18 protein-coding genes are annotated in these 21,480 nt (G+C 64.3%); 5 read left to right on the top strand and 13 right to left on the bottom strand.

All coding sequences use genetic code 11. The features are described from left to right. Positions 1-25: 25 nt before the first annotated feature. Positions 26-1,753 (bottom strand): hypothetical protein, encoded by a 1,728-nt coding sequence (locus tag ISM_RS16915; protein ID WP_009815425.1) that lies wholly within the window; start codon positions 1,751-1,753, stop codon positions 26-28. A 907-nt stretch (positions 1,754-2,660) separates the two neighbouring features. On the opposite strand from ISM_RS16915, the gene ISM_RS18550 reads away from it, so the two are divergent. Further along, entirely contained in the window at positions 2,661-3,359 is a 699-nt protein-coding gene (locus ISM_RS18550) for a response regulator transcription factor (protein ID WP_009815424.1), read from the top strand. Beyond that, positions 3,359-3,856: a hypothetical protein gene (locus tag ISM_RS16905; RefSeq protein WP_009815423.1), complete on the top strand. Its 498-nt coding sequence runs from the start codon at positions 3,359-3,361 to the stop codon at positions 3,854-3,856. Before ISM_RS18550 ends, ISM_RS16905 begins: the two co-directional genes overlap by 1 nt. Positions 3,857-3,895: 39 nt before the next feature. On the opposite strand, the gene ISM_RS16900 is transcribed toward ISM_RS16905, so the two are convergent. The 3 genes from ISM_RS16900 to ISM_RS16890 are packed head-to-tail and all read right to left on the bottom strand — an operon-like array spanning position 3,896 to position 7,678. Then, on the bottom strand, positions 3,896-5,242 hold the full coding sequence (locus tag ISM_RS16900) for an NAD(P)/FAD-dependent oxidoreductase (RefSeq protein ID WP_009815422.1): 1,347 nt from the start codon (positions 5,240-5,242) through the stop codon (positions 3,896-3,898). An 18-nt stretch (positions 5,243-5,260) separates the two neighbouring features. Further along, positions 5,261-6,769: an aldehyde dehydrogenase gene (locus tag ISM_RS16895; RefSeq protein ID WP_009815421.1), complete on the bottom strand. Its 1,509-nt coding sequence runs from the start codon at positions 6,767-6,769 to the stop codon at positions 5,261-5,263. Positions 6,770-6,772: 3 nt separating this feature from the next. Further along, positions 6,773-7,678: a dihydrodipicolinate synthase family protein gene (locus ISM_RS16890; protein WP_009815420.1), complete on the bottom strand. Its 906-nt coding sequence runs from the start codon at positions 7,676-7,678 to the stop codon at positions 6,773-6,775. 311 nt (positions 7,679-7,989) lie between these two features. Here ISM_RS16890 and dnaE point away from each other — a divergent pair, with 311 nt between their 5' ends. Further along, complete coding sequence (gene dnaE, locus ISM_RS16885) at positions 7,990-11,481, top strand: DNA polymerase III subunit alpha (protein WP_009815419.1); 3,492 nt, start codon at positions 7,990-7,992, stop codon at positions 11,479-11,481. 67 nt (positions 11,482-11,548) lie between these two features. On the opposite strand, the gene ISM_RS16880 is transcribed toward dnaE, so the two are convergent. After that, positions 11,549-13,408, bottom strand: a complete 1,860-nt coding sequence (locus tag ISM_RS16880) for an ABC-F family ATP-binding cassette domain-containing protein (RefSeq protein ID WP_009815418.1) — start codon at positions 13,406-13,408, stop codon at positions 11,549-11,551. Positions 13,409-13,544: 136 nt separating this feature from the next. Between ISM_RS16880 and ndk the strand changes: the two genes are divergently transcribed. Continuing rightward, positions 13,545-13,967, top strand: a complete 423-nt coding sequence (ndk, locus tag ISM_RS16875) for a nucleoside-diphosphate kinase (protein ID WP_009815417.1) — start codon at positions 13,545-13,547, stop codon at positions 13,965-13,967. Here ndk and ISM_RS16870 read toward each other — a convergent pair. The 8 genes from ISM_RS16870 to ISM_RS16840 form a co-directional block, all read right to left on the bottom strand. Continuing rightward, on the bottom strand, positions 13,964-14,389 hold the full coding sequence (locus ISM_RS16870) for a DUF4112 domain-containing protein (RefSeq protein WP_009815416.1): 426 nt from the start codon (positions 14,387-14,389) through the stop codon (positions 13,964-13,966). The two genes, ndk and ISM_RS16870, sit on opposite strands and share 4 nt — an antisense overlap. Before the next feature lie 18 nt (positions 14,390-14,407). Next, entirely contained in the window at positions 14,408-14,581 is a 174-nt protein-coding gene (locus tag ISM_RS18060) for a YqaE/Pmp3 family membrane protein (protein WP_009815415.1), read from the bottom strand. A gap of 99 nt (positions 14,582-14,680) precedes the next feature. After that, a complete protein-coding gene (locus tag ISM_RS18335) occupies positions 14,681-14,860 on the bottom strand; it encodes a hypothetical protein (RefSeq protein ID WP_156783429.1) in 180 nt (59 codons plus the stop codon). 248 nt (positions 14,861-15,108) lie between these two features. After that, positions 15,109-15,993, bottom strand: a complete 885-nt coding sequence (gene sucD / locus ISM_RS16860) for a succinate--CoA ligase subunit alpha (protein WP_009815414.1) — start codon at positions 15,991-15,993, stop codon at positions 15,109-15,111. Further along, positions 15,993-17,183, bottom strand: a complete 1,191-nt coding sequence (locus ISM_RS16855; protein WP_009815413.1) for a malate--CoA ligase subunit beta — start codon at positions 17,181-17,183, stop codon at positions 15,993-15,995. Before ISM_RS16855 ends, sucD begins: the two co-directional genes overlap by 1 nt. A gap of 12 nt (positions 17,184-17,195) precedes the next feature. Next, complete coding sequence (locus tag ISM_RS16850; RefSeq protein WP_009815412.1) at positions 17,196-18,137, bottom strand: HpcH/HpaI aldolase/citrate lyase family protein; 942 nt, start codon at positions 18,135-18,137, stop codon at positions 17,196-17,198. 296 nt (positions 18,138-18,433) lie between these two features. Next, the gene (locus ISM_RS16845) at positions 18,434-19,411 is read right to left on the bottom strand and encodes a 2-hydroxyacid dehydrogenase (RefSeq protein WP_009815411.1); all 978 of its coding nucleotides are present in this window, start codon (positions 19,409-19,411) and stop codon (positions 18,434-18,436) included. A 3-nt stretch (positions 19,412-19,414) separates the two neighbouring features. Then, positions 19,415-20,593, bottom strand: coding sequence for a pyridoxal-phosphate-dependent aminotransferase family protein (locus ISM_RS16840; RefSeq protein WP_040618186.1), 1,179 nt, complete (start codon positions 20,591-20,593; stop codon positions 19,415-19,417). A 218-nt stretch (positions 20,594-20,811) separates the two neighbouring features. Between ISM_RS16840 and ISM_RS16835 the strand changes: the two genes are divergently transcribed. Continuing rightward, positions 20,812-21,471 carry a helix-turn-helix transcriptional regulator gene (locus ISM_RS16835; protein WP_009815409.1) on the top strand — a complete coding sequence of 220 codons (660 nt, stop codon included), beginning with the start codon at positions 20,812-20,814 and terminating at the stop codon, positions 21,469-21,471. Positions 21,472-21,480 lie beyond the last annotated feature (9 nt).

Here is a 21,480-nt window from a genome sequence, read left to right as displayed (position 1 = left end):
GATGCCGGGCCCGAAACAAGGTCACTTAGCTGTCGGCGTCGTCGCCGATGTAGCTGGAGCTGAAGCTGCCGCCGACCACGGTCATGTCGACCGTGTTGCCGAGGACGTTCGCGCCCATCACAACGCTCTGGTTGAACGCGGTGGTGTCGATTTGCGACGCGGCCGATGCAAAGCTCTCGCCGGTCACGAAACCATCGTCACCGTTGTTCGAGCCCCACATGCCGGCATTGCCGCCCATGCCACCATCTGCGAAGGCATCGCGTGCCGAGCCGCCAGTGCCGCCACCGGCCTGAACGCCGCCGACTGCTGCATAGCCGCCCGTGGCATTGCCGGTGTCACCGCCCCAGGCGTGACCGCCGTAGCCTGCACCGCCGTCACCCGCGAAGGCGCCGTTGATGCCGCCATTGCCTTGGGCGTTGTTGGCCGCTCCGGCCACCGAACCGGCGTCGCCGCCGTCACCGCCAGTGGCTTCGCCACCGCGACCGGTGCCTTCACCATTGCCGAGACCTGCAGCCAGAGCACCGGCGTCGCCGCCATTGCCGCTCTCGCCCGAGCCACCGCCGAGGCCAATGCCACCTGCAGCCGCATCGGCATTGCCGGTCGAACCGTTCTCAGCGCCAGCCAGACCAACGCCAAGGATGCCGAGACCGGCTCCGATTGCGCCGGCATCGCCGTCGTTGCTGCTGTCCGCGTCGGAGCTTGCAGCACCGATGCCGAGGCCAAGACCGCCAGCGTCGCCGCTGTTGCCGCCTTCAGCATTTGCACCGGCCAGACCTGCGCCGATGCCGAGACCGGCCCCGATCGAGGCTGCGCCTGCGCCGTCGCCACCGTCAGCGTCCGAATCCGCGCCAGCTGCGCCGAGACCAAGGCCGATGCCAACCGCGGTTGCATCACCGCCATCGTCACCTTTGCCGCCGTCTGCGTCGCCTTTGCCGCCGTCACCGCTATGGCCGCCGACCGCGATGGCCGCACCACCGACGCCAAAGCCACCAAGTGCGTTGCCGCCGTCCGATTTGGCGTGACCGCCATCGCCGCCAGCTGCGCCGGCGCTGATGCCGTCACCCGCTTCGGCGTCGCCGCCGCGAGAGTCGTTCTTCTGGTCCAGCTTGCCGTCGTTCGAGACTTTCTCGAGCGTGTCATTGTCTTGCAGGTTGTTGGACTGCGCGTTGACGATGCCCGTGTCATTGCCCGCGCCATCAAGGGCGTCGGCAAGGATGTCTTCGAGGTTCATGTCATTGCCGGGGCTGTAGTCGATGTCGCCCTTGGCCATGATGAAATCACCGGCCTCTGAATGGTCGAGGTCGATGTCGGCGAAATCGTCATCGGTCGGCTCATAGCCTTCGATCCCGACAGTGACGTCGACACCCACGGTGGTCATGCTCTCGTTGGTGTTGCTGTTGACGTTGCCATTGGCGTTGAGGTTGCCATTGGCGTTCAGGTTCCCGTTGGCGTTCAGGTTACCATTGGCGTTGCCGTTGGCGTTGCCGTTGTGGTTGCCGTTACCATTCAGGTTGCCGTTACCATTCAGGTTGCCATTGCCGTTCAGGTTGCCGTTGCCGTTCAGGTTGCCATTGCCATTGCCGTTCCAGTTCTCACTTGATGAGTGCTGGGCCTGACCCTGACCTTGGCCTTGTCCCTGTGCTTGCAGCTGGGCTTGAAGTTCAGCCTGGGCCTGGCCCTGGTGCTGATCTTGATCCTGATCCTGATGGCTTTTGGGACCAATCGGGAAAATCCAGTTTTTGTTGCTACCCATTTGTTCAATCTCCGAAATATGAGACCTTCGCTGGATCGCCGCTCATTTCAAAAGCGATCATCAACGGAAGGTGATTCTGTTGGACGTATGATTTGGCGCGGTTCGGACGAGGTCTCGATCCTGAACGGCACCGGGTTGGCTGATGAAATCTCTGTGTTGATGTCCCCCCTTCATTCAATCTGTTCCCCTTGCCGTCAGGCTGACGATCAGGCGGGAGGCGGATAAATATGCGATGCCCCCCGACGCTCTGATCACCGACATTCCCCGTAAAATAAGGGTCATGTTCCCCAAGTGACCTGCGGTAGGCACAGCATCTCACCGCTGCCCGAGTCGAAAACAGCCGGTAAAACGGTCTAACGAGGCGATGCGCCGTCGGGCCGGGTATCTGGCTGAAAAGGCTGGGGAAACGGCGGGGTGGATCGCTGTGGGCGCGTTCGAACGGTTAACCTTACGTTAACTTTTGATCAGGGAGAGCAGGGGGAGGTCTAAATCCACTGGTCTGGGGGTCTAGACCCCGGGTGGCCGCGATGGCCAGCGCCTGAATGCGGTCGCCGGGCGGTGGCAGGCGGGGCGAGGGCGCGTAACGTCAGGGTTGAGTTGACAAAATCGCCATCGCCCAAGGCGCGAGAGGGCCGGTCCAACCTTTGCCCAATTTGACCCGCCCTACGCCCAATGCCCAATAAACAAGCGGACAATTAGGCTAAAATGTGTTAATACTAATTAATGGCTTCACCGTATTTCGGGTGATTTTTCAGCCATGGCCCGCCGTATTTTTGGGCTCAAAGGTAAGAGTGACCATTGTTTGGACGGGGTCTTTCAAACCGGCCTCGAGAGAGTTTTTCAACACGAGAGCGCGCGGCCTGTCCGGCCGATCCTATTTGCGCTCAAGGCTAGGGGATGAGAGCCTATGATTGATGAAGCAAACCTGGATAAGACCAAAGTGATCTGCCTGTTTGTCGGCACCGCGCATGATTTTTCCGACCATGTGCTCCGGCTGGCGAGCGAAGAGTTTCCCTGCTGCGAGTTCCAGCGCATTTCCCATATCAACGACCTCGGGTTTTTCGACAAGAACGGGCGCCATAACCTGCGCGCGATCATTGTCCATCAAAGCCAGTCGAAAGAGCTGCTCGCGCAGTTGGGCAAGATCTGCGAGGGGTTCAACGGCGCGATGGTGGCGCTGGGCTATCGCGATGTGCCGGCCGCACGGCAGGTGGCGGATGCGGCCGAGGCCGATGGGCTTGGCGCGCAGCTCGGCTATCTGCCGATGAACCTCGAGATCGACCGCTGGGTGTCGGTGCTGCGGCTGCTGCTCTGTGGCGAAAGCTATATGCCGCGCGAGCTGATCGAACAGGCGGCACCCGCGCCAGAGCCTGCCAAGCCCGCGATGCCCGACCGGCTCTTCGATCGGCTGACCGATCGCGAATTCGAAGTGCTGAGCTGTGCCGCGCAGGGCAATCAGAACAAGATCATCGCCGACAAGCTCGGCCTGTCGGTGCATACGGTCAAGCTGCATATGCACCATGTGATCGCCAAGCTCGGAGTGCATAACCGGACCGAGGCGACGATCTGTTTTCTGGAACAGCAGCAATCCGCGCGCGTGCAGTGATGACGGCGGGGGGGCGGATCGATTTCGATACGGTGCTCCTGCTCGTCGGGCGGCTCAATTATGCCTGGACCAATACCGAAAGCCTGCTGATCCATCTGATCGCCGGGCTTTCGGGCACCGATAAGGAAATCGCCACCGTCACCTTTCTGACGCTCAACACGACACGGGCGCGGATCGACCTGGTGGAACGGCTGTCCAAGCTCGACCGGGTCGATGCCGCCGAGCGCAAGGCCATTCTCGGCCTCACCGGCCGCATTCAGCGCCATTCGGCGCTGCGCAACCGCTACAATCACTGCATCTATGCCTTTGATCCCGACGGGCAGCATCCGCGCACCATCCAGATGCGCATTGCCGACCGCAAGGACCGGCTGCTGATGGGGCAGGACACGCCGCTCGACGAGGCGGCGCTCGATGAGATCCGCGCCGCGCTCGATGCGCTGGCCGAGATCAACCGCGACATCTGGCAGTTCATCTCGGCGCATAAATACCCGGCCTGATTGGGCCTAAGTTTGGGCCTGATCCGCGTTACTCCACTTTCATTCGATACGGGCGCGATGTTCGCGCAGCCGCAGCACCATATTGGCGCCGAGCGTGGCAAAGGGCTCGGGCGGCAGGCGTTTCGGCGCGGGCTCTGCGGTGAAATGGGCGCTGATGTCGCTGTGATGGCCAAGCGCGGCCTCGGCGGCGGCGATGCCGGTGAGCGTGCCGCGCGCGGTGCCGAGCCCGTTTTGCACGCAGGCCGAAAACAGCCCATCCTCGAGCCGCCCGGTGACCGAGACGCCATTGAGGCTCAGGCAGAGGTGCCCGGCCCAGATATATTGCTGTTTGACGCCGCCCAGTTGTGGGAAGCGGTCGGCGAATTTGCGGGCCATGACGCGGGTGGCGCGGGCGAGGCCTGCGCGGCTCGGCTCCATGCCGGGGCGAAACTCGGTGCAAGACCTCGTGATGATCCGGTTGCCGCCCTGGGTCGTGTCGATGCGGCGCATCGTGGTGCCCATCGGGTCCGAGGGCGTGATGCCCCAGCGCGGTCGCCCGCCGAGCGCGGTGAGCGCCTCGGGCGAGAGGTCTTCGGTCATCGAGGCAAAAAGCATCACATGCAGGAGGCGTTTCTTGGCAAAGCCAAAGCTTTCCAGATGGCCATTGGTGCACAGGATCACGCAGCCCGAGGTGATACGATGCCCCTTGGCGGTCACCGTCCAGTGAGAGCCATTCCGGCTCATATCGGTGACGGGGCTTTCCTCATAGATCGCCACGCCGCCCGCGGCGAGACCGGCGGCGAGCCCCCGGATATAGCCCGCCGGCTGCAAGATCGCGGTGCCCGGCGTGTAGAGCCCGGATTGGTAATAGGAGGAGCCGGTGAGCTCTTGCATCGCCTGCGCATCGAGCATCTCACAGGGCTCGCCCAGCGCCTCGAGATGGCGGGCGTAGCTCAGGTTCTGGGCATGGGCGCCGTCGCCCGCCGCGCCGTTGACCTTGCCCACCGGATCGAAATAGGCGGGGGCGATGCCATAGTCGGCGACGGCCTGCGCGGCAAAGGCGATGGCGGCGCGGTTGAACCCGGTCATGATCCGGTCGTTGTCCGCCGCATGGCCCGCGTAATCGTCGGATTGCAGGTCATGGGGCAGGTCGATCATAAAGCCCGAGTTGCGCCCGGCGGCCCCTTCGCCGACGCGGCCCGCGTCGAGCACGGCGATCCGCAACCCCGGGTCGATCTGATGCAGCCGCCGCGCCGCCGAGAGCCCGGCAAAGCCCGCGCCGACGATGGTCACATCGGCGGAGCGATCCTCGGTCAGGGTCGTGGGCGGCGGCGCCTCGGGCAAAATGGCGTTCCAGGCCGCCCGCCCGGTGTGACGGGGCAGGCGGCGGGCATGAAGCTTGGTCATGGGTCTGGCCTCGATGGCTCAGCCGATCTGATCGTCGCTGTCATCCGACAGGTCGATCCAGATGGTCTTGAGCTGGGTGTATTGGTCATGGGCGTGGATGCCATTGTCGCGGCCGCCAAAGCCCGAGTGCTTGTACCCGCCAAAGGGCGTGGTGATGTCGCCCTCGCCAAAGCTGTTGACGGTGACGGTCCCCGCCTTGATGGCGCGAGCGGCGCGGATCGCGCGTTTGCCATTGGCCGAAAACACCGAGGCCGCCAGCCCATAGGGCGTGTCATTGGCGATGCTGATCGCCTCTTCGGTGCTGGTGACGGTGATCACTGACAGGACCGGGCCAAAGATTTCCTCGCGGGCGAGCCGCGCGTCATTGCCGGAAATCTCGACCACGGTGGGATCGACAAAGGCACCGCCGGAATGGGTGCCGCCGATCACCACGCGGCCTTTTTGCACCTCGTCGAGATAAGAGCAGACCTTGTCGAAATGCGCCCGCGACACGAGCGCGCCGACGCGCACCTGCGGGTCGAGCGGATCGCCGGTGATCCATTCGCGGGCATGGGCCTCGACCCGGGCGAGAAGATCGTCCTTGACCGAGGCATGCACGATGAGCCGCGACGAGGCCGAGCAGTTTTCGCCCATGTTCCAGAAGGCGCCGTTGACCACATGGGCCGCGACACTGTCGAGGTTCTCGGCGTCGTCGAGCACCACGCAGGGGTTCTTGCCGCCCATTTCGAGAACGACCTCCTTGAGGTTGCTGTCGGCGGAGTAATGCAGAAAGCGACGCCCGGTTTCGGTCGAGCCGGTGAAAGAGACCATATCGACATCCGGGTGCCGCCCGAGGGGTTCGCCGACGCCCGGCCCGTCGCCGGTCACGATGTTGAGCACACCGGCGGGCACGCCCGCCTCATGCGCCAGTTCCGCCAGACGCAGCGCGGTGAGCGGGGTTTCCTCGGCGGGTTTCACCACCACCGAACAGCCTGCCGCGAGCGCCGGGCCGATTTTCCACGCCAGCATCAGAAGCGGGAAGTTCCACGGCAGCACGAGGCCCACGACCCCCACCGGTTCGCGCAGAACCATGGCGATATGGTCGTCCGAGGCGGGGCTCACCTGATCATAGATCTTGTCGATGAGCTCGGCATGCCATTTGAGGCAGTGGATGGTCTCGGGGATGTCAACGGTTTCGCAATCATAGATGGTCTTGCCGCTGTCGAGGCTTTCCATCACCGCCAGCTCATGGGCGTTGCGGGTGAGCAGCTTGCACAGGCGGATGAGCACATCCTTGCGCGCCGAGGGGTGGAGCCGCGACCAGCGGCCATCCTCAAAGGCATCGCGGGCCTTTTCGACGGCGAAATCCACATCCTTGGTGTCGCAGGCCGCCACATCGGCGAGCTTGGCGCCGGTGGCGGGGTTCACGGTCTCAAAGGTCGCGCCGGATCGCGCGGGGCGAAAGCTGCCGTCGATAAAGGCGTTGACGGGCAGGGTCAGCCCCTTGGCAATGGCGCCGTATTCTTCGCGGGTCAGAAGATCACTCATGGCTCAATTCTCCGCCTTGATGTCAGAAATGGTGCGTTTGAGGGTGCGGATGACCTGTTCGAGCTGACGCTTGTCATCCTTGTTGAGCGGGCGCAGGGGCGGCCGCACGGTGCCGGTGGGGTGGCCCATGAAAGTGGTGCCATGCTTGACGCATTGGATGAACTTGCCACCCTGTTCGAGCACCCGCATCAGCGGCATCATCGCCGACATGATGCGGCGGCCCTTGGTGAAATCGCCCTGCACGACGCAGGTCTCGTAGAGGAACACATGTTCCTCGGGCAGGAAGTTCGAGCCGGCGCAGATCCAGCTGCGCGCGCCCCAGGCAAAGAACTCGAGCGCCTGATCATCCATGCCACAGCTGAGCTGAATATGAGGATAGTCGCGGGCCAGAAGATGCACGCGGTTGATGTCGCCGGAGCTTTCCTTGATGCCGATCACATTGCGCGAGCGGCCGACCCGGTCGAGAAACTCTTCGCCCATGTTGACGCCCATCCGGCCCGGATAATTGTAGAGGATCATCGGCAGATCGGCGGCGCGGTCCACCGCCAGCGTGTTGAGCGCGTTCTCGTGCTCGGTGGGCACCGAATAGGGCGGCGTGCCGTGCAGGATGCCATCGGCGCCCATCTCACGCGCGCCTGTGGCCATGGCGAGGCTGTCCTCGGTGCGCATCATGCCGGTGCCGACAAAGAGCGGCAGCCGCCCCTTGAGCCGGTCTTGGGTAAAGCGCGCGATCTCGAGCCGTTCCTCGACGGTCTGGGTATAGTTCTCGCCGGTCGAGCCGCCGGAAATAAGCCCGTGCACGCCGCTTGCTACCAGATGATCGACCACATCGGCCAGCGCGTCGTAATCGACGCTGAAATCATCGTGCAGCGGGGTCACGACCGGGGTGTAGATCCCTTCGAGTGTCATCCTTGGGGCCATCTGGCAATCTCCGTGGCTGGGGCCTGTCGGCGCCGGGGCTGCATAAGGCAGCCCTATAGGCGCGACGGCCAGAATTCTCTGTCCCTTGGGGTAAGCCAGAATCAATGCGCGAAAAAGCGAGAATATCCTTGGGTTGGGTATAAGGTTTTTCTTATGGGGCAAGGCGCGCGCCCGGTGCAGAGGGGCTTTGCCGTCCTGTCGGGACAGCTCTACGGCGCGCGGCCTTGGCAGTGACTTGGCACCAACTTGGCACTGCCTTGGCTCTGGCATGGCGGGCGCGGCTCACATAAGCTGGCGGCATGAGCACAGCCCCCCGATTCATCCACCTCCGCCTGCACACCGAATATTCGCTTCTCGAAGGCGCCATGCGCCTCAAGAAGCTGCCCGGTCTTTGCGCCAATATGGACATGCCCGCCGTCGCCGTGACCGACAGCAACAACATGTTCGCGGCGCTCGAATTTTCCGTCTCGGCGCAGGGCGCAGGGGTGCAGCCGATCATGGGCTGTCAGGTGGATTTCCACTATGATGAAGCGGCGGGCGACGAGGCGATTGCGCCGCTTGTCCTGCTGGCGCAGAACGAGGCGGGTTACGAGAACCTGATGAAGCTCAACTCGTGTCTCTATTTGCGCGGCGACGGGTCGCTGCCGCATGTGATCATCGAAGAGCTCGAACGCCATGCCGAGGGGCTGATCTGTCTCACCGGCGGGCCGGATGGGCCGGTCGGGCGGCTCTTGCAGGCGGGGCGCGCGCCTGTGGCCGAGGCGCTGGTCGCGCGGCTGGCCAAGGCCTATCCCACCCGGCTCTATATCGAGCTGCAGCGCCACCCCGGCGAAAACGGCCAGCCCGAGGCCGAACGGCTCACCGAGCGCGGCCATGTCGAGATGGCCTATGCGATGGGCCTGCCTCTGGTGGCCACCAATGACGTCTATTTCCCCAATAAAGAGATGTTCGAGGCCCATGACGCCATGCTCTGCGTGGCCGAGGGCGCCTATGTCGATCAAAGCGGCCCGCGGCGGCGGCTGACGCCGGAACATTACCTCAAGACGCCGCAGGAGATGGCGACGCTTTTTGCCGATCTGCCCGAGGCGCTCGAAAATACCGTCGAGATCGCGCGACGCTGTGCCTTTGGCTGCTATCGCCGCGATCCGATCTTGCCGAAATTCGCCGATGACGAGGTGGCCGAACTGCGCCGCATGGCCAACGCGGGGCTGCAGGCGCGGCTCGCGGTGATCCCGCATGCGGCCTCGGTCGAAGACTATCAAAAGCGGCTCGATTTCGAGCTCGGCATCATCGAGGGCATGGGCTTTCCGGGCTATTTCCTGATCGTGGCCGATTTCATCCAATGGGCCAAGGATCACGATATTCCGGTGGGGCCGGGGCGGGGCTCGGGCGCGGGCAGTCTGGTGGCCTATGCGCTCACCATCACCGACCTTGATCCGCTGCGCTACAGCCTGCTGTTTGAACGGTTCCTCAACCCGGAACGGGTGTCGATGCCCGACTTCGACATCGACTTCTGCATGGACCGCCGCGAAGAGGTGATCCGCTATGTGCAGGACAAATATGGCCGCGACCGGGTCGGGCAGATCATCACCTTTGGGGCGCTTTTGTCCAAGGCCGCGGTGCGCGACATCGGCCGCGTGTTGCAGATGCCCTATGGGCAGGTGGACCGGCTGTCGAAGATGATCCCCGTCGAGGGGGTCAAGCCGGTGAGCATCGAACAGGCGCTGGCGCAGGAAGAGCGGCTGCGCGAAGAGGCGCGGCGCGAAGAGGTGGTCGAACGGCTGCTGAATTACGGGATGAAGGTCGAAGGGCTGCTGCGCAACGCCTCGACCCATGCCGCGGGCGTGGTGATCGGCGACCGGCCTCTCGACGCGCTGGTGCCGCTCTATCAAGATCCGCGCTCGGACATGCCCGCGACGCAGTTCAACATGAAATGGGTCGAGCAGGCGGGGCTCGTCAAGTTCGACTTTCTCGGGCTCAAGACCCTCACCGTGATCCAGAACGCCATCGATCAGATCAAGGGCGGCGGGCGGCATCTGCATCAGGCGGCGGATGGCGCGACCCTCTATGAGCCGCCCGAGGGCGCGGTTGACGACATCGGGCAGATCCCGCTCGACGATGCCAAGACCTATGAGCTCTATGCCCGTGCCAAGACGGTGGCGGTGTTCCAGGTGGAAAGCTCGGGCATGATGGACGCGCTCAAGCGGATGAAGCCCACCTGTATCGAGGATATCGTGGCGCTCGTGGCGCTCTATCGGCCGGGTCCGATGGAGAACATCCCGACCTATTGCGAGGTCAAGAACGGGGTCAAGGAACGCGAGAGCGTGCATCCCCTCATCGACCATATCCTCGAAGAGACCCAAGGCATCATCGTCTATCAGGAACAGGTGATGCAGATCGCGCAGGTCATGGCGGGCTATAGCCTCGGCGGCGCCGACCTTCTGCGCCGCGCCATGGGCAAGAAGATCAAGGAGGCGATGGACGCCGAACGGCCCAAGTTCGAAAAGGGCGCGGCCGAGAATGGCGTCGACAAGAAGAAAGCCAGCGAAGTCTTTGACCTGCTGGAGAAATTCGCCAACTACGGGTTCAACAAATCGCACGCCGCCGCCTATGCGGTGGTGAGCTATCAGACCGCCTGGCTCAAGGCCAACCACCCGGTGGAATTCATGGCCGGGGTGATGAATTGCGATATTCATCTCACCGACAAGCTGGCGGTCTATTTCGAAGAGGTGAAGAAGGGGCTCGGGCTCGACTGGCTGCCGCCTTGCGTCAACCGCTCCGAGGCACGGTTCATAGTGCGCGACGGCGTGCTGCATTACGGGCTCGGCGCGCTCAAGAACGTGGGCGTCGACGCGATGCGGCTCATCACCCAGGCGCGCGGTGACAAGCCCTTTGCCACGCTCTATGATTTCGCCCGCCGGGTGGATCTCAAGAAGATCGGCAAGCGGCCGCTGGAAATGCTGGCGCGGGCCGGGGCGTTTGACGAGCTCGACCGCAACCGCCGCCGGGTGTTTGACAGTCTCGAAGGGCTGATGAATTACTCGGCCGCGATCCATGAGCAGCGCAATTCCAACCAGGTGTCGCTCTTTGGCGAGGCGGGCGACGATCTGCCCGAGCCGCGCATCATGCCGGTCGAGGATTGGCTGCCCGCCGAGCGGCTCACCGAAGAATTCCGCGCCGTGGGGTTTTACCTCTCGGGGCATCCGCTCGACGATTACATGGCGGCGCTCAAGCGCAAGGACGTCAAGACGCTCGACGAGGTCGAGATGCTGGCGCGGGGCGGGGCCTGTATTGCCAAGCTCGCCGGTGTGGTGGCCGGGCGGCAAGAGCGGAAATCGGCGCGCGGCAACCGTTTTGCCTTTGTGCAGCTGAGCGATACCACCGGCGGCTATGAGGTCACGATGTTCTCCGAAACGCTTGAGAAGTCACGCGATTATCTGGAGACCGGCTCGCAGGTCGTGGTCACGGTCGAGGCCACCAGCGAATCCGATCAGCTCAAGCTCTTGGCGCGGTCGGTGTCGCCCATTGACACGGTGGTGGCGGATGCGGGGGCCATGGGGCTCCGGATTTTTGTCGAAAGCCCCGGCGCGGTCGAGACCGTGGCGCGGGTGCTGGCCCGGGCGCAGGAGGCGGCGCGCAATGCCGCCCGGGGTCCGGTGCGGTTCTGTCTGGTGGATCAGGGGCTGCCCGGCGAGGTGGAGATGGACGCAGGCCAGGAATTTGCCGTCAATCCGCAGATCAAGGGCGCGATCAAGAGCCTCGATGGGGTCTGGGACGTCGAGGATATCTAAAAGCTAAGGGTTTCCCCCGGTGCAGGCCGGGGGATTTGGGTATTTCTGACCAGAAAGAGAGCGGGTCTCAGGCCTCGGCGGCTTCGAGCTTTTCCAGCGCCCGCATCCAGAGCGCCTCGGCCCGTTCGAGCCCGTCGCAGACTTCGGAATATTTGCGCTGCCAGACGGCGGCCTCGTCGACGCGGTCCTCGTCATAGAGCGCCGGGTCGGCCAGTTTGGTGGCGAGCTTTTCCGACATTTCCTGCAGCTTTTCGACGCGGGATTCGCATTTGCGGACCTCGGCGCGCAGCGCCAGCAGCGCGTCGCGCGACGGGCGTTTGGGCTTGGCCGCGGCCTTGGCCTTGTCGGATTTGGGGCGGCTCGATTTTTCGGGCGAGACGAGCATCTGCCGATAGGTTTCGAGATCGTCCTCATAGGGTTTCACCCGGCCATCCTTGACCAGCCAGAGCCGGTCTGCGACGAGGCTCAGCAGGTGCATGTCGTGGCTCACGAGGATAACCGCGCCGGAATAGGCGGTGAGCGCCTCGACCAGCGCCTCGCGGCTCTCGATGTCGAGGTGGTTGGTCGGTTCGTCGAGGATCAGCAGATGCGGCGCGTCGATGGTGGCGAGCATCAGGCTCAGCCGGGCCTTTTGCCCGCCTGAAAGCCGCCCGACCTCGGTTTCGGCCTGTTCGGCACCGATGCCAAAACCGCCGAGCCGGGCGCGCAGCTTGGCGATGGGCTCAGTCGGGCGCAGGCGGCGCACATGGTCGATGGGGGTCTCGTCGAGATGCAGTTCCTCGACCTGATGCTGGGCGAAGAAGCCCACGCGCAGCTTGGTGGCGCGGGTGACCCGGCCGCCCATCGGGTCGAGCTTGCCGGCCAGGAGTTTCGACAGGGTCGATTTGCCCTCGCCATTGCGGCCCAGAAGCGCGATCCGGTCGTCCTGGTCGATGCGCAGGGTCATCTGGCCCAGCACGGGTTTCTCGCCATAGCCCACCGAGGCGCTTTCGAGATTGATGATCGGCGGCGACAGCTCTTCGGGTTCGGGAAAGCTGAAGGCGCGCAGCGCGGCCTCTTGCGGGGTGGTGATGACCTTCATCTTTTCGATCATCTTGAGCCGCGATTGTGCCTGTTTGGCCTTGGAGGCCTTGTAGCGGAAGCGGTCGACAAAGCTCTGCAGATGGGCGCGGCGGGCGTCTTGCTTGCGCAGTTCGGCTTCGGCCACGGCGAGCCGCGCGGCGCGGGTCTCGGCAAAGCGGTCATAGCCGCCCTGATAGAGGGTGAGCTTGCGGTCCTCGAGATGCAGGATCGCGCCGACGGCGCGGTTGAGCAGCCCGCGGTCGTGGCTGATCACCAGCACCGTATGGGGGTATTTCGCCAGATAGCTTTCGAGCCAGAGCGCGCCTTCGAGATCGAGATAGTTGGTGGGCTCGTCGAGGAGCAGCAGATCGGGGGCGGAGAAGAGCACCGCCGCCAGCGCCACGCGCATCCGCCAGCCGCCCGAGAAGGCGCTGCAGGGCATCAGCTGTTCCTCGGGCGTAAAGCCCAGGCCGCGCAGGATGGTGGCGGCGCGCGCCTCGGCGCCCCAGGCGTCGATATCCGACAGCCGCGTCTGCACATCGGCGATGCGCGCCGGGTCGCTCGCGGTTTCGGCCTCGGCCAGGAGCGCGGCGCGTTCGGTGTCGGCGGCGAGCACCGTGTCGATGAGCGACACCTCATTGCCCGGCACCTCTTGGGCGACGCCGCCGATGCGGGCGCGCGAGGGCAGGGTGATCTGGCCGCCTTCGAGCGCCAATTCGCCCCGGATCAGGCGAAACAGCGTGGTCTTGCCGGTGCCATTGCGGCCGACGATGCCGACCTTGTGGCCCTCGGGAATGACGGCACTGGCCTCTTCGAGGAGGGGGCGGCCAGCGACCGCGTAGGAGATGTTCTCGATTTTCAACATGGGCAGGGGAATGGCGCAGCAGAGAGGCACTGTCAATCGCGGCTTTTCAAAGCTGGGGGCGCGTGGTATCGGGGCCGCGAAACACCGTTCCGGCGGGTCTGATCCCGCGCTTAACCCCTAATGTAAAGAGGCTCTCATGGCTGTTGAACGCACGCTCTCCATCATCAAACCCGATGCCACCAAACGCAACCTGACCGGCAAGATCAACGCCAAGTTCGAAGACGCCGGTCTGCGCATCGTCGCGCAGAAGCGCATTCAGCTGACCCCGGCGCAGGCTGGCAAATTCTACGAAGTGCATGCCGAGCGTCCGTTCTATGGCGAGCTGTGCGACTTCATGGCTTCCGAGCCGGTCGTCGTGCAGGTTCTCGAGGGGGAAGGCGCGATTGCCAAGAACCGCGAAGTGATGGGTGCCACCAACCCCGCCGACGCAGCCCCCGGCACGATCCGCGCCGAGTTCGCCGAATCCGTTGGCGAAAACTCGGTCCACGGCTCGGACGCCCCGGAAACCGCAGCGCAGGAGATTGCGTTCTTCTTCTCGGGTCTCGAACTGGTCGGCTAAGCCTTACGGCCCATGCCAGACGACATCGAAGGCGGTCCCTCAGGGGCCGCCTTTTGCATATGTGCCCGCAGCAGGTGGACATTGCGGGTGTTGGCCTTGATGCCCACATCGAGCAGATCGCCCACCAGCGGGATCAGCCCCACCGCCCAGTCGATGCCGAGATTGCCCGCCATCCGCAGCAAGAGCCAGCCGGGCGCGCCGAGCCGTCGGGCACGGGCAAGGATATAGAAGGAGGGCGCCAGCGCCGCCGTGTCGCCGATGCCCGGCACCAGACCCAGGAGCGCATCCCAGCCAAAGCGGATCTGCGTGAAGGGCAGGCGAAAGGCGCGGTCCATCTGCCGCGCCAGCCGGTCGAGCCGGTCAAGTTCGCGGTCGATCTGTGGCGAGCTGGGCGCTGCTTGGGGTGTGGTGATGTCGGGCATGGCGATCAGGCGGGACGATCAGGCGTGGCGGGGGCCACGGCTCGCGATGATCCAGACGGCATGCACGATGCCGGGGATATAGCCGAGAATCGTCAGCAGGATGTTAAGCCAGAAATGCTTGCCAAATCCTTCCTGCAAAAACACGCCGAGCGGCGGCAGGAGAATGGCGATCAATATGCGCAGAAGGTCCATGGTCTGTCCTCTCATCTTTGGGTGCGTCCCAAGAAGGCAACGCCGAGAGGGGCCATTTGTTCCGCCGCCAAGCGCGGCGGTCAGGGCTCAGACCAGATGTCAGAGGCTGGCGAAATCCGAGAAAATCTTGCGCGAGATGACCTGCGGTTTGCGGCGTTCGTCGCTGTCGTGCTGCGGGTCCTTGGCGGTTTGACCGCCGGCTTGGGCGCAGGGCTGCGGACGCGTGTCGGGACGGGGGGATGGTGCCTGTACTTGGGTGGGTTTGGTTGCTTGGCCCATTGGGCTGCTCCTTGTAGGAGGCCACCCGAACTGCCCCGGGCGGCGCTTGGCTGATCATCTCAGGATAGGCGGGAAAAGGGGCGTCGGGGTGGTTAGACTATGGCGAGAATTGGGCAATGTTTCGAACTGCGCGCATATTCCTCATTTCAAAGTGGATTGCACGCGAAATCGGCAACACATGTTTCAGCCAAACGCAAACCGGCCCCGGAGGTCATCCGGGGCCGGAAATCTGAGCGGATCCGCGCCGATCAGGCGGCCAGCATCGTCTCTACCGCTTCGCCAAAGGCCGAGGGGGTCGGCACGATGGTGACGCCGCAATCCTTGAGAATCTCGACCTTTTCCTGCGCGCTTTCGCCAAAGGCCGACACGATCGCCCCGGCATGGCCCATGCGGCGGCCCTTGGGGGCCGAGAGCCCGGCGATATAGGCGGCCACCGGCTTGGTCATGTGATCGCGGATATATTCCGCGGCCTCGGCCTCTTGCGGGCCGCCGATCTCGCCGACGAGCACCACGGCATCGGTCTCGGGATCATTCTCGAAGAGCTCGAGAATGTCGCGGAAGCTCGAGCCGTTGATCGGATCGCCGCCGATGCCGATGGAGGAACTCACGCCAATGCCGCGCGCCTTCATCTGGCTCGCCGCCTCATAGCCGAGCGTGCCCGAGCGGCCGATGATGCCAACCCGGCCCGGCAGGTAGATATGCGGCGGCATCAGCCCGGCAAAGCCCTGACCGGGGGTGATGATCCCGGCGCAGTTCGGCCCGATGAGCCGCATCCGGTTCTCGGCCTTGTAGCGGCGCATGTAGCGTTTGACGCGGATCATGTCCTGGGTCGGGATGCCGTCGGCGATGCAGATGCAGGTGCGGATGCCCGCATCGGCCGCTTCCATGATACTGTCGGCGGCAAAGGGGGGCGGCACGAAGGCGATGACCATATCGGCGCCGGTTTCGGCCACCGCGCCCTTGACGGTGTTGAACACCGGCAGGCCATTATGCACCATGCCGCCCTTGCCGGGGGTCACACCGCCCACGACATTGGTGCCATAGTCGCGCATCTCCTGCGCGTGAAAGCTGCCGATGCGACCGGTGAGCCCGGTCACCAGCACCTTGGAGTTCTTGTCGATCAGAATAGCCATTATGCGGCCCTCCCATTCTTGGCTTCGGCCATGCGCCAGGCGCTGACCACCTTTTCGGCGGCCTCGGCCAGCGTTTCCGCCGTGGTGATGTTGAGATCGCTTTCGGCGAGGATCTTGCGGCCTTCCTCGACGTTGGTGCCCGACAGGCGCACCACGAGCGGCAGCTTGAGGTCAAGCTCTTGCACCGCGCGCACCACGCCTTCGGCGATCCAGTCACAGCGGTTGATCCCGGCAAAGATATTGACCAGCACCGCCTCGACATTGGGATCGTTGAGCACCGCCTTGAAGGACATCAGCACCCGTTCCGGGCTGGCGCCGCCGCCCACGTCGAGAAAGTTGGCAGGCTCGCCGCCGGCCATCTTGATCATGTCGAGCGTCGCCATGGCGAGGCCCGCGCCGTTGACGATACAGCCGATCTCGCCCTCGAGCCCGATATAGTTGAGGCCGCGGTCACCGGCATAGGTTTCGCGGGCGTCTTCCTGGCTTTTGTCGCGCAGCTCCGAGATTTCGGGATGGCGGAAGAGGGCGTTGTCGTCAAAGCTCACCTTGCAGTCGAGCGCCACGATCTCGCCCGAGCCGGTGACCACCAGCGGGTTGATCTCGAGCATCGAGGCGTCGAGCTGATCCATCATCTTGTAGGCGCCGGTGATGGTTTTCGACGCCTGCGCGATGAGCGACGGGTCGAGCCCGAGCTGAAAGGCGATCTCGCGGGCCTGAAAGGCCTGCATCCCCACCGCCGGGTCGACGACCGAGCGGATGATGCTGTCGGGCTCATTGGCCGAGATATCTTCGATCTCCATGCCGCCCTGGGCCGAGGCCACGACCACGACACGCTCTTCGGTGCGGTCCATGACAAAGCCGAGGTAGATTTCCTGACGGATATCCGTGGCCTCTTCGACATAGAGCCGCCCGACGAGCTTGCCCTGCGGGCCGGTCTGATGGGTGACGAGCTTGCGGCCCAGCATCCAGCTCGCGGCGTCGGCGATCTCTTCGTCGCTGGAACAGACGCGCACACCGCCCGCCTTGCCGCGCGCGCCGGAATGGATCTGTGCCTTGACGACGCATTTGTCGCCTGACAGCTCCTGCGCGCGGTAGACCGCCTGTTCGGGGCTATAGGCAATGCCGCCGCGCGGCACGTTCACGCCGAACCGCTTGAGCAGCTCCTTGGCCTGATACTCATGAATGTCCATATCGGGTCCTCCTCACCCTTTGGCTGCAATGGCATCGGCCACTGTCAGCACGTTGTTGGCCATCCGCTCGCTGGCGGCGTCGATCATCTTACCGTCGAGGCTGGCCGCGCCCTTGCCCTGCGCTTCGGCCTTGCGCAGTTCTTCGATGATGCGGCGGGCGCGGGTGACCTCGGCCTCGGGCGGCGAGAACACGTCATTGGCCAGCGCGATCTGACTGGGGTGGATGGCCCATTTGCCCTCGATGCCGAGTGCGGCGGCGCGTTTGGCGCTGGCGACATAGGCGTCGGGATCGCTGAAATCGCCGAACGGCCCGTCGATGGCGCGCAGCCCATAGGCGCGGCAGGCCACCGTCATCCGGCTCAGGGCGAAATGCCACTGGTCGCCCGGATAATCGGGGTTGAGCCCGCCGATCACCACGGTGCGGGCGCGGTTCGAGGCGGCATAATCAGCCACCCCGAAATGCAGCGCCTCGAGGCGGCCGGGGCTGGCGGCGATGGCTTCGACATTGGCCATGCCGAGCGCGGTTTCGATCAGCGCCTCAAGGCCGATCTTATGGGGCAGGTTCATCGCCTCTTCGATCTGGCTCACCATGGTTTCCACGGTGTAGAGATCGCCGGGCACGCCCACCTTGGGGACGAGGATCGTGTCCACATGCTGACCGGCCTGTTCGAGAATATCGACCACGTCGCGATACATGTAATGGGTGTCGAGACCGTTGATGCGGATCGACATGGTCTTGCCCTTGGCTTTCCAGTCGATGTCATTGAGCGCCTCGATGATGTTCTTGCGGGCCTGCACCTTGTCGGGGGGCGCGACCGCGTCTTCGAGATCGAGGAAGATGTAATCCACATCGCTGTCAGCGGCCTTTTCGATCATGCCGGGGTTGGAGCCGGGCACGGCGAGTTCCGAGCGTTGCAGGCGTTGCTTTTTCAGCGGGTGGAGTGTGTAGCTCATGGTCTGTCCTTCATTGTCCTGTGGCGCACGGGCTGCGCGCCGTCCTCCTCAGTCTGGCCGGGGCAGGGCCTGCGCGACACTTTCCCTTGGGTAAGAAGGACCGCACCGGGTTGAGACATGGCATCGAACGGGTAGGGGGTGACTACCCGCGGGCCGCATTGCGGGATGCCATAGGATGCCGTGGGGCACCTCATGGTTTCCTTGGTTTTTCAAATGTTTATGATAGGAAACTTTTGCGCCGCCCCCAGATGACAGGGATAGGGGCGGCGCGGGTCTGACGCGGGCTGGGAGAGCCGTCAGACCACCCGGTCGGGGGGGATCGCCCCGGCCAGGAAGGCTGCGAGATTGTCGATGGCACGATGCCCCATCGCGGCGCGGGTCTCTTCGGTGGCGCTGCCCAGATGCGGCGCAAGCACGAGACTGTCATGGTCCAAGAACCGTGGATCGAGCGCCGGCTCACCGCGATAGACATCGAGCCCGGCACCGCCCAGATGCCCCCGCTCCAACGCCGCGAAAAGCGCGTCCTCATCCACCACATCGCCGCGCGCCGTGTTGACGAGGATCGCGCCGGGCTTCATCGCGGCCAGCACCTCGGCCCCGATGAGCCCCGCCGTCTCGGCCCCGCCGGGACAATGCAGCGACAGGAAATCACAGGCCTTCGCCACCTCGATCACGCTGGCCAATTGCCGGGCATTGCCCGCCGCCCGCGCCACCTCCGGATCGACGGTGGAACGGTTCTGAAACACCACCTCCATGCCAAAGCCGTAATGCGCCCGCCGCGACATCGCCTGGCCGATCCGGCCAAAGCCCACGATGCCAAGCGTCGCGCCGCTCACCTTGCGGCCGATCATATGGGTGGGCCGCCAACCGGCCCAGTGTCCGGCGCGGGTCTCACGCTCGCCCTCGCCAATCCGCCGCGCCGCCGCAAGCAAGAGCCCCATCGCCAGATCGGCGGTGCAATCGGTGAGCACCCCGGGCGTGTTGGTCACCGTGATGCCATTCTCCCGCGCCGCCGTGATGTCGATATGGTTATAGCCCACCCCGTAAGAGGCCAAGAGCCGCAGCCGCCCCTTGGCGGCGGGGTAGAATTCGGGTGGGATCACATCCGACACGGTGGGCAGGATCGCATCGTAACGCCCGGCGGCGTCGATGAATTCCGCCGCACTCATCGGCGTGTCGGGGGCGCGAAACGTCACCGCCCCCAGCTCGGTCAGCCGCGCCTCGACCGCTTCGGGCCAGGCGCGGGTGACAAGGATCTTCGCGCGTCCGGCCATCGCCTAGCGCCCCGTCCGGTAATGATCCTGCGCCGCCGCCACGCCCGCGCCCGGGGTGATCTTGGCCCCCGCATCGATGAGCGCCATCTCCGCCGCCGACAGCGCCCCGCAGAGCATCACCGGGTTGAGCGAGCCGAGATGCCCGATCCGAAACGCGCGACCGGCGAGCTTGTTGAGCCCGGTGCCGAGCGAGGTCTGATATTTCTTATAGGCGCCCGCGATCACATCACGCGCATCGACGCCCTCGGGGGTGTAGATGGCCGAGACCGTGTCCGAGGCCCATTCCGGCCCCGCCGCCACCAGCTCACAGCCGTCCCAGGCCGCCACCGCCCGGCGCACCCCTTCGGCGTGATAGGCGTGGCGCGCCCAGACCTGCTCCATCCCTTCGGCGAGCAGCATATCGAGCGCCGCGCGCAGGCCGCGCAAGAGCTGCGTCGCGGGCGTATAGGGGAAATAGCCGGTGTCATTGAGCGCGATCATATCCTCAAAGCTGAAGTAACAGCGCTCCATCCCCGCCTTGTTGCGGCGGCGGTTGACCTCGAGCGCCTTGTCGCTCACCCCCAGAATGCCGAGCCCGGCCGGCAGCATGAACCCTTTCTGCGAGCCAGAGACCGCCAGATCAACGCCCCATTTCTCCATCTCAAAGGGGATCGAGGCGATGGAGCTCACCCCATCCACGAAAAGAAGCGCCGGATGCCCCGTCTCATCGAGCACCCGCCGCACGCCTTCGATATCCGAGGTGACGCCGGTCGCGGTCTCGTTCTGGGTGGCAAAGACGGCCTTGATCGAGTGATCCTTGTCCGCCGCCAGCGCCGCGCGATAGGCCTCGAGCGGCACGCCCTTGCCCCAATCCACCTCGCAGAGCTCGACCTCGAGCCCCATGCGCTGGGCCATATCCACCCAAAGAAGCGAGAACTGGCCGAAGCGCGACATTAGGACGCGGTCACCGCGGTCGAGCGTGTTGGTGATCGCGCTTTCCCAGGCGCCGGTGCCCGAGGAGGGAAAGACAAAGACCCGCCCCGAGGACATCCGATAGACTTTCTTGACGTCCTCCAAGAGCCCGTTCACCAATTCCGGGAAATCGGGCGCGCGCATATCTTCCATAGGTATGTTCATGGATTGACGAATTTTTTCCGGGATATTGGTCGGTCCGGGAATGAAAAGATGTTGGGTTCCGTGCATGATCGCCTCCGTGGTTTGGGGCAGTCTCGCGCAGGCGGCCCCGGCAGGTAACGCCCGTCCGCATGGCGATCGGGTGCCGGGCACGGGCGGCCGGCCCCGAACGGGTAGGCCGCGCTACCCGCGGGGGTGAAACCGGGGGCATTTCCGGCTGGCATACGATGGTATGCGGAAAAATACTTTGATTTCAGTCACTTCCTTGGTCACACTCAGGGGATGCCATGGGGAGGTGGCAAGATGTGCTCAAAGTCATGACCGAGGATAAGACCCGGACCCTGTCGCGCGTGATCGTCGCGGACCGGCAGGTGATCGTGTGTCAGGGGATCGGCTCGCTTGTCGATCAGATGGAGGAGGTGGCGCTTGGCCCCTTTGCCACCGATCTCAAGACGCTGCGCCGTCTGCTGGGTCAGGAAAGCGGCCCGGTGATCGTCATTCTGGGCGTGCGTCTGGCCGATGCCGATCTCGCCACCAGCCTCAAGGCGCTGCACAAGGATTTTCCCCATGTGCTCGTGGTGGTCGTCGCGGAAGAGAGCGAATTTGCCTTCATCCGCGCGGCGATCAAATCCGGGGCCAATTCCGTCTGCATGATGGGGCAGATCCTTGAAAGCCTGCCGCGTATCCTGGGCAAGCTGGTCGTCGGCCATAGCCTCGTGCCGACCGACATCCTGCGCCGGCTGACCAATGACACCTCGGACGCGCTGTCGCGGCGCGAGCATGAGATTTTGGGGCTGCTGGTCGACGGGCTGACCAATTTTCAGATATCCGCCCGGCTCGGGCTGAGCGAGAACACCGTCAAATATTACCTCAAGGCGATCTATCAAAAGCTCGGCGTCAATTCGCGCGGCGGCGCCATCGCGAAATACGTGGCCGGGACCTACTAGGGTCGAGAC

This window comes from Roseovarius nubinhibens ISM, from assembly GCF_000152625.1.
In the GTDB taxonomy this organism is placed as follows: Bacteria; Pseudomonadota; Alphaproteobacteria; order Rhodobacterales; family Rhodobacteraceae; genus Roseovarius; species Roseovarius nubinhibens.
This window is presented reverse-complemented; position numbering and strand designations above follow the sequence as displayed.

Excerpts from the sequence above, each read along its gene's own strand:
- ISM_RS16880 (WP_009815418.1), bottom strand. The coding sequence starts at position 13,408 with ATGTTGAAAATCGAGAACATCTCCTACGCGGTCGCTGGCCGCCCCCTC.
- ISM_RS16915 (WP_009815425.1), bottom strand. The coding sequence starts at position 1,753 with ATGGGTAGCAACAAAAACTGGATTTTCCCGATTGGTCCCAAAAGCCAT.
- ISM_RS16890 (WP_009815420.1), bottom strand. The coding sequence starts at position 7,678 with ATGACACTCGAAGGGATCTACACCCCGGTCGTGACCCCGCTGCACGAT.
- ISM_RS16840 (WP_040618186.1), bottom strand. The coding sequence starts at position 20,593 with ATGCACGGAACCCAACATCTTTTCATTCCCGGACCGACCAATATCCCG.
- ISM_RS18060 (WP_009815415.1), bottom strand. The coding sequence starts at position 14,581 with ATGGACCTTCTGCGCATATTGATCGCCATTCTCCTGCCGCCGCTCGGC.
- ISM_RS16850 (WP_009815412.1), bottom strand. The coding sequence starts at position 18,137 with ATGAGCTACACACTCCACCCGCTGAAAAAGCAACGCCTGCAACGCTCG.
- ndk (WP_009815417.1), top strand. The coding sequence starts at position 13,545 with ATGGCTGTTGAACGCACGCTCTCCATCATCAAACCCGATGCCACCAAA.
- ISM_RS16895 (WP_009815421.1), bottom strand. The coding sequence starts at position 6,769 with ATGAGTGATCTTCTGACCCGCGAAGAATACGGCGCCATTGCCAAGGGG.
- dnaE (WP_009815419.1), top strand. The coding sequence starts at position 7,990 with ATGAGCACAGCCCCCCGATTCATCCACCTCCGCCTGCACACCGAATAT.
- ISM_RS18335 (WP_156783429.1), bottom strand. The coding sequence starts at position 14,860 with ATGGGCCAAGCAACCAAACCCACCCAAGTACAGGCACCATCCCCCCGT.
- ISM_RS16845 (WP_009815411.1), bottom strand. The coding sequence starts at position 19,411 with ATGGCCGGACGCGCGAAGATCCTTGTCACCCGCGCCTGGCCCGAAGCG.
- ISM_RS16855 (WP_009815413.1), bottom strand. The coding sequence starts at position 17,183 with ATGGACATTCATGAGTATCAGGCCAAGGAGCTGCTCAAGCGGTTCGGC.
- sucD (WP_009815414.1), bottom strand. The coding sequence starts at position 15,993 with ATGGCTATTCTGATCGACAAGAACTCCAAGGTGCTGGTGACCGGGCTC.
- ISM_RS18550 (WP_009815424.1), top strand. The coding sequence starts at position 2,661 with ATGATTGATGAAGCAAACCTGGATAAGACCAAAGTGATCTGCCTGTTT.
- ISM_RS16900 (WP_009815422.1), bottom strand. The coding sequence starts at position 5,242 with ATGACCAAGCTTCATGCCCGCCGCCTGCCCCGTCACACCGGGCGGGCG.
- ISM_RS16870 (WP_009815416.1), bottom strand. The coding sequence starts at position 14,389 with ATGCCCGACATCACCACACCCCAAGCAGCGCCCAGCTCGCCACAGATC.
- ISM_RS16905 (WP_009815423.1), top strand. The coding sequence starts at position 3,359 with ATGACGGCGGGGGGGCGGATCGATTTCGATACGGTGCTCCTGCTCGTC.
- ISM_RS16835 (WP_009815409.1), top strand. The coding sequence starts at position 20,812 with ATGGGGAGGTGGCAAGATGTGCTCAAAGTCATGACCGAGGATAAGACC.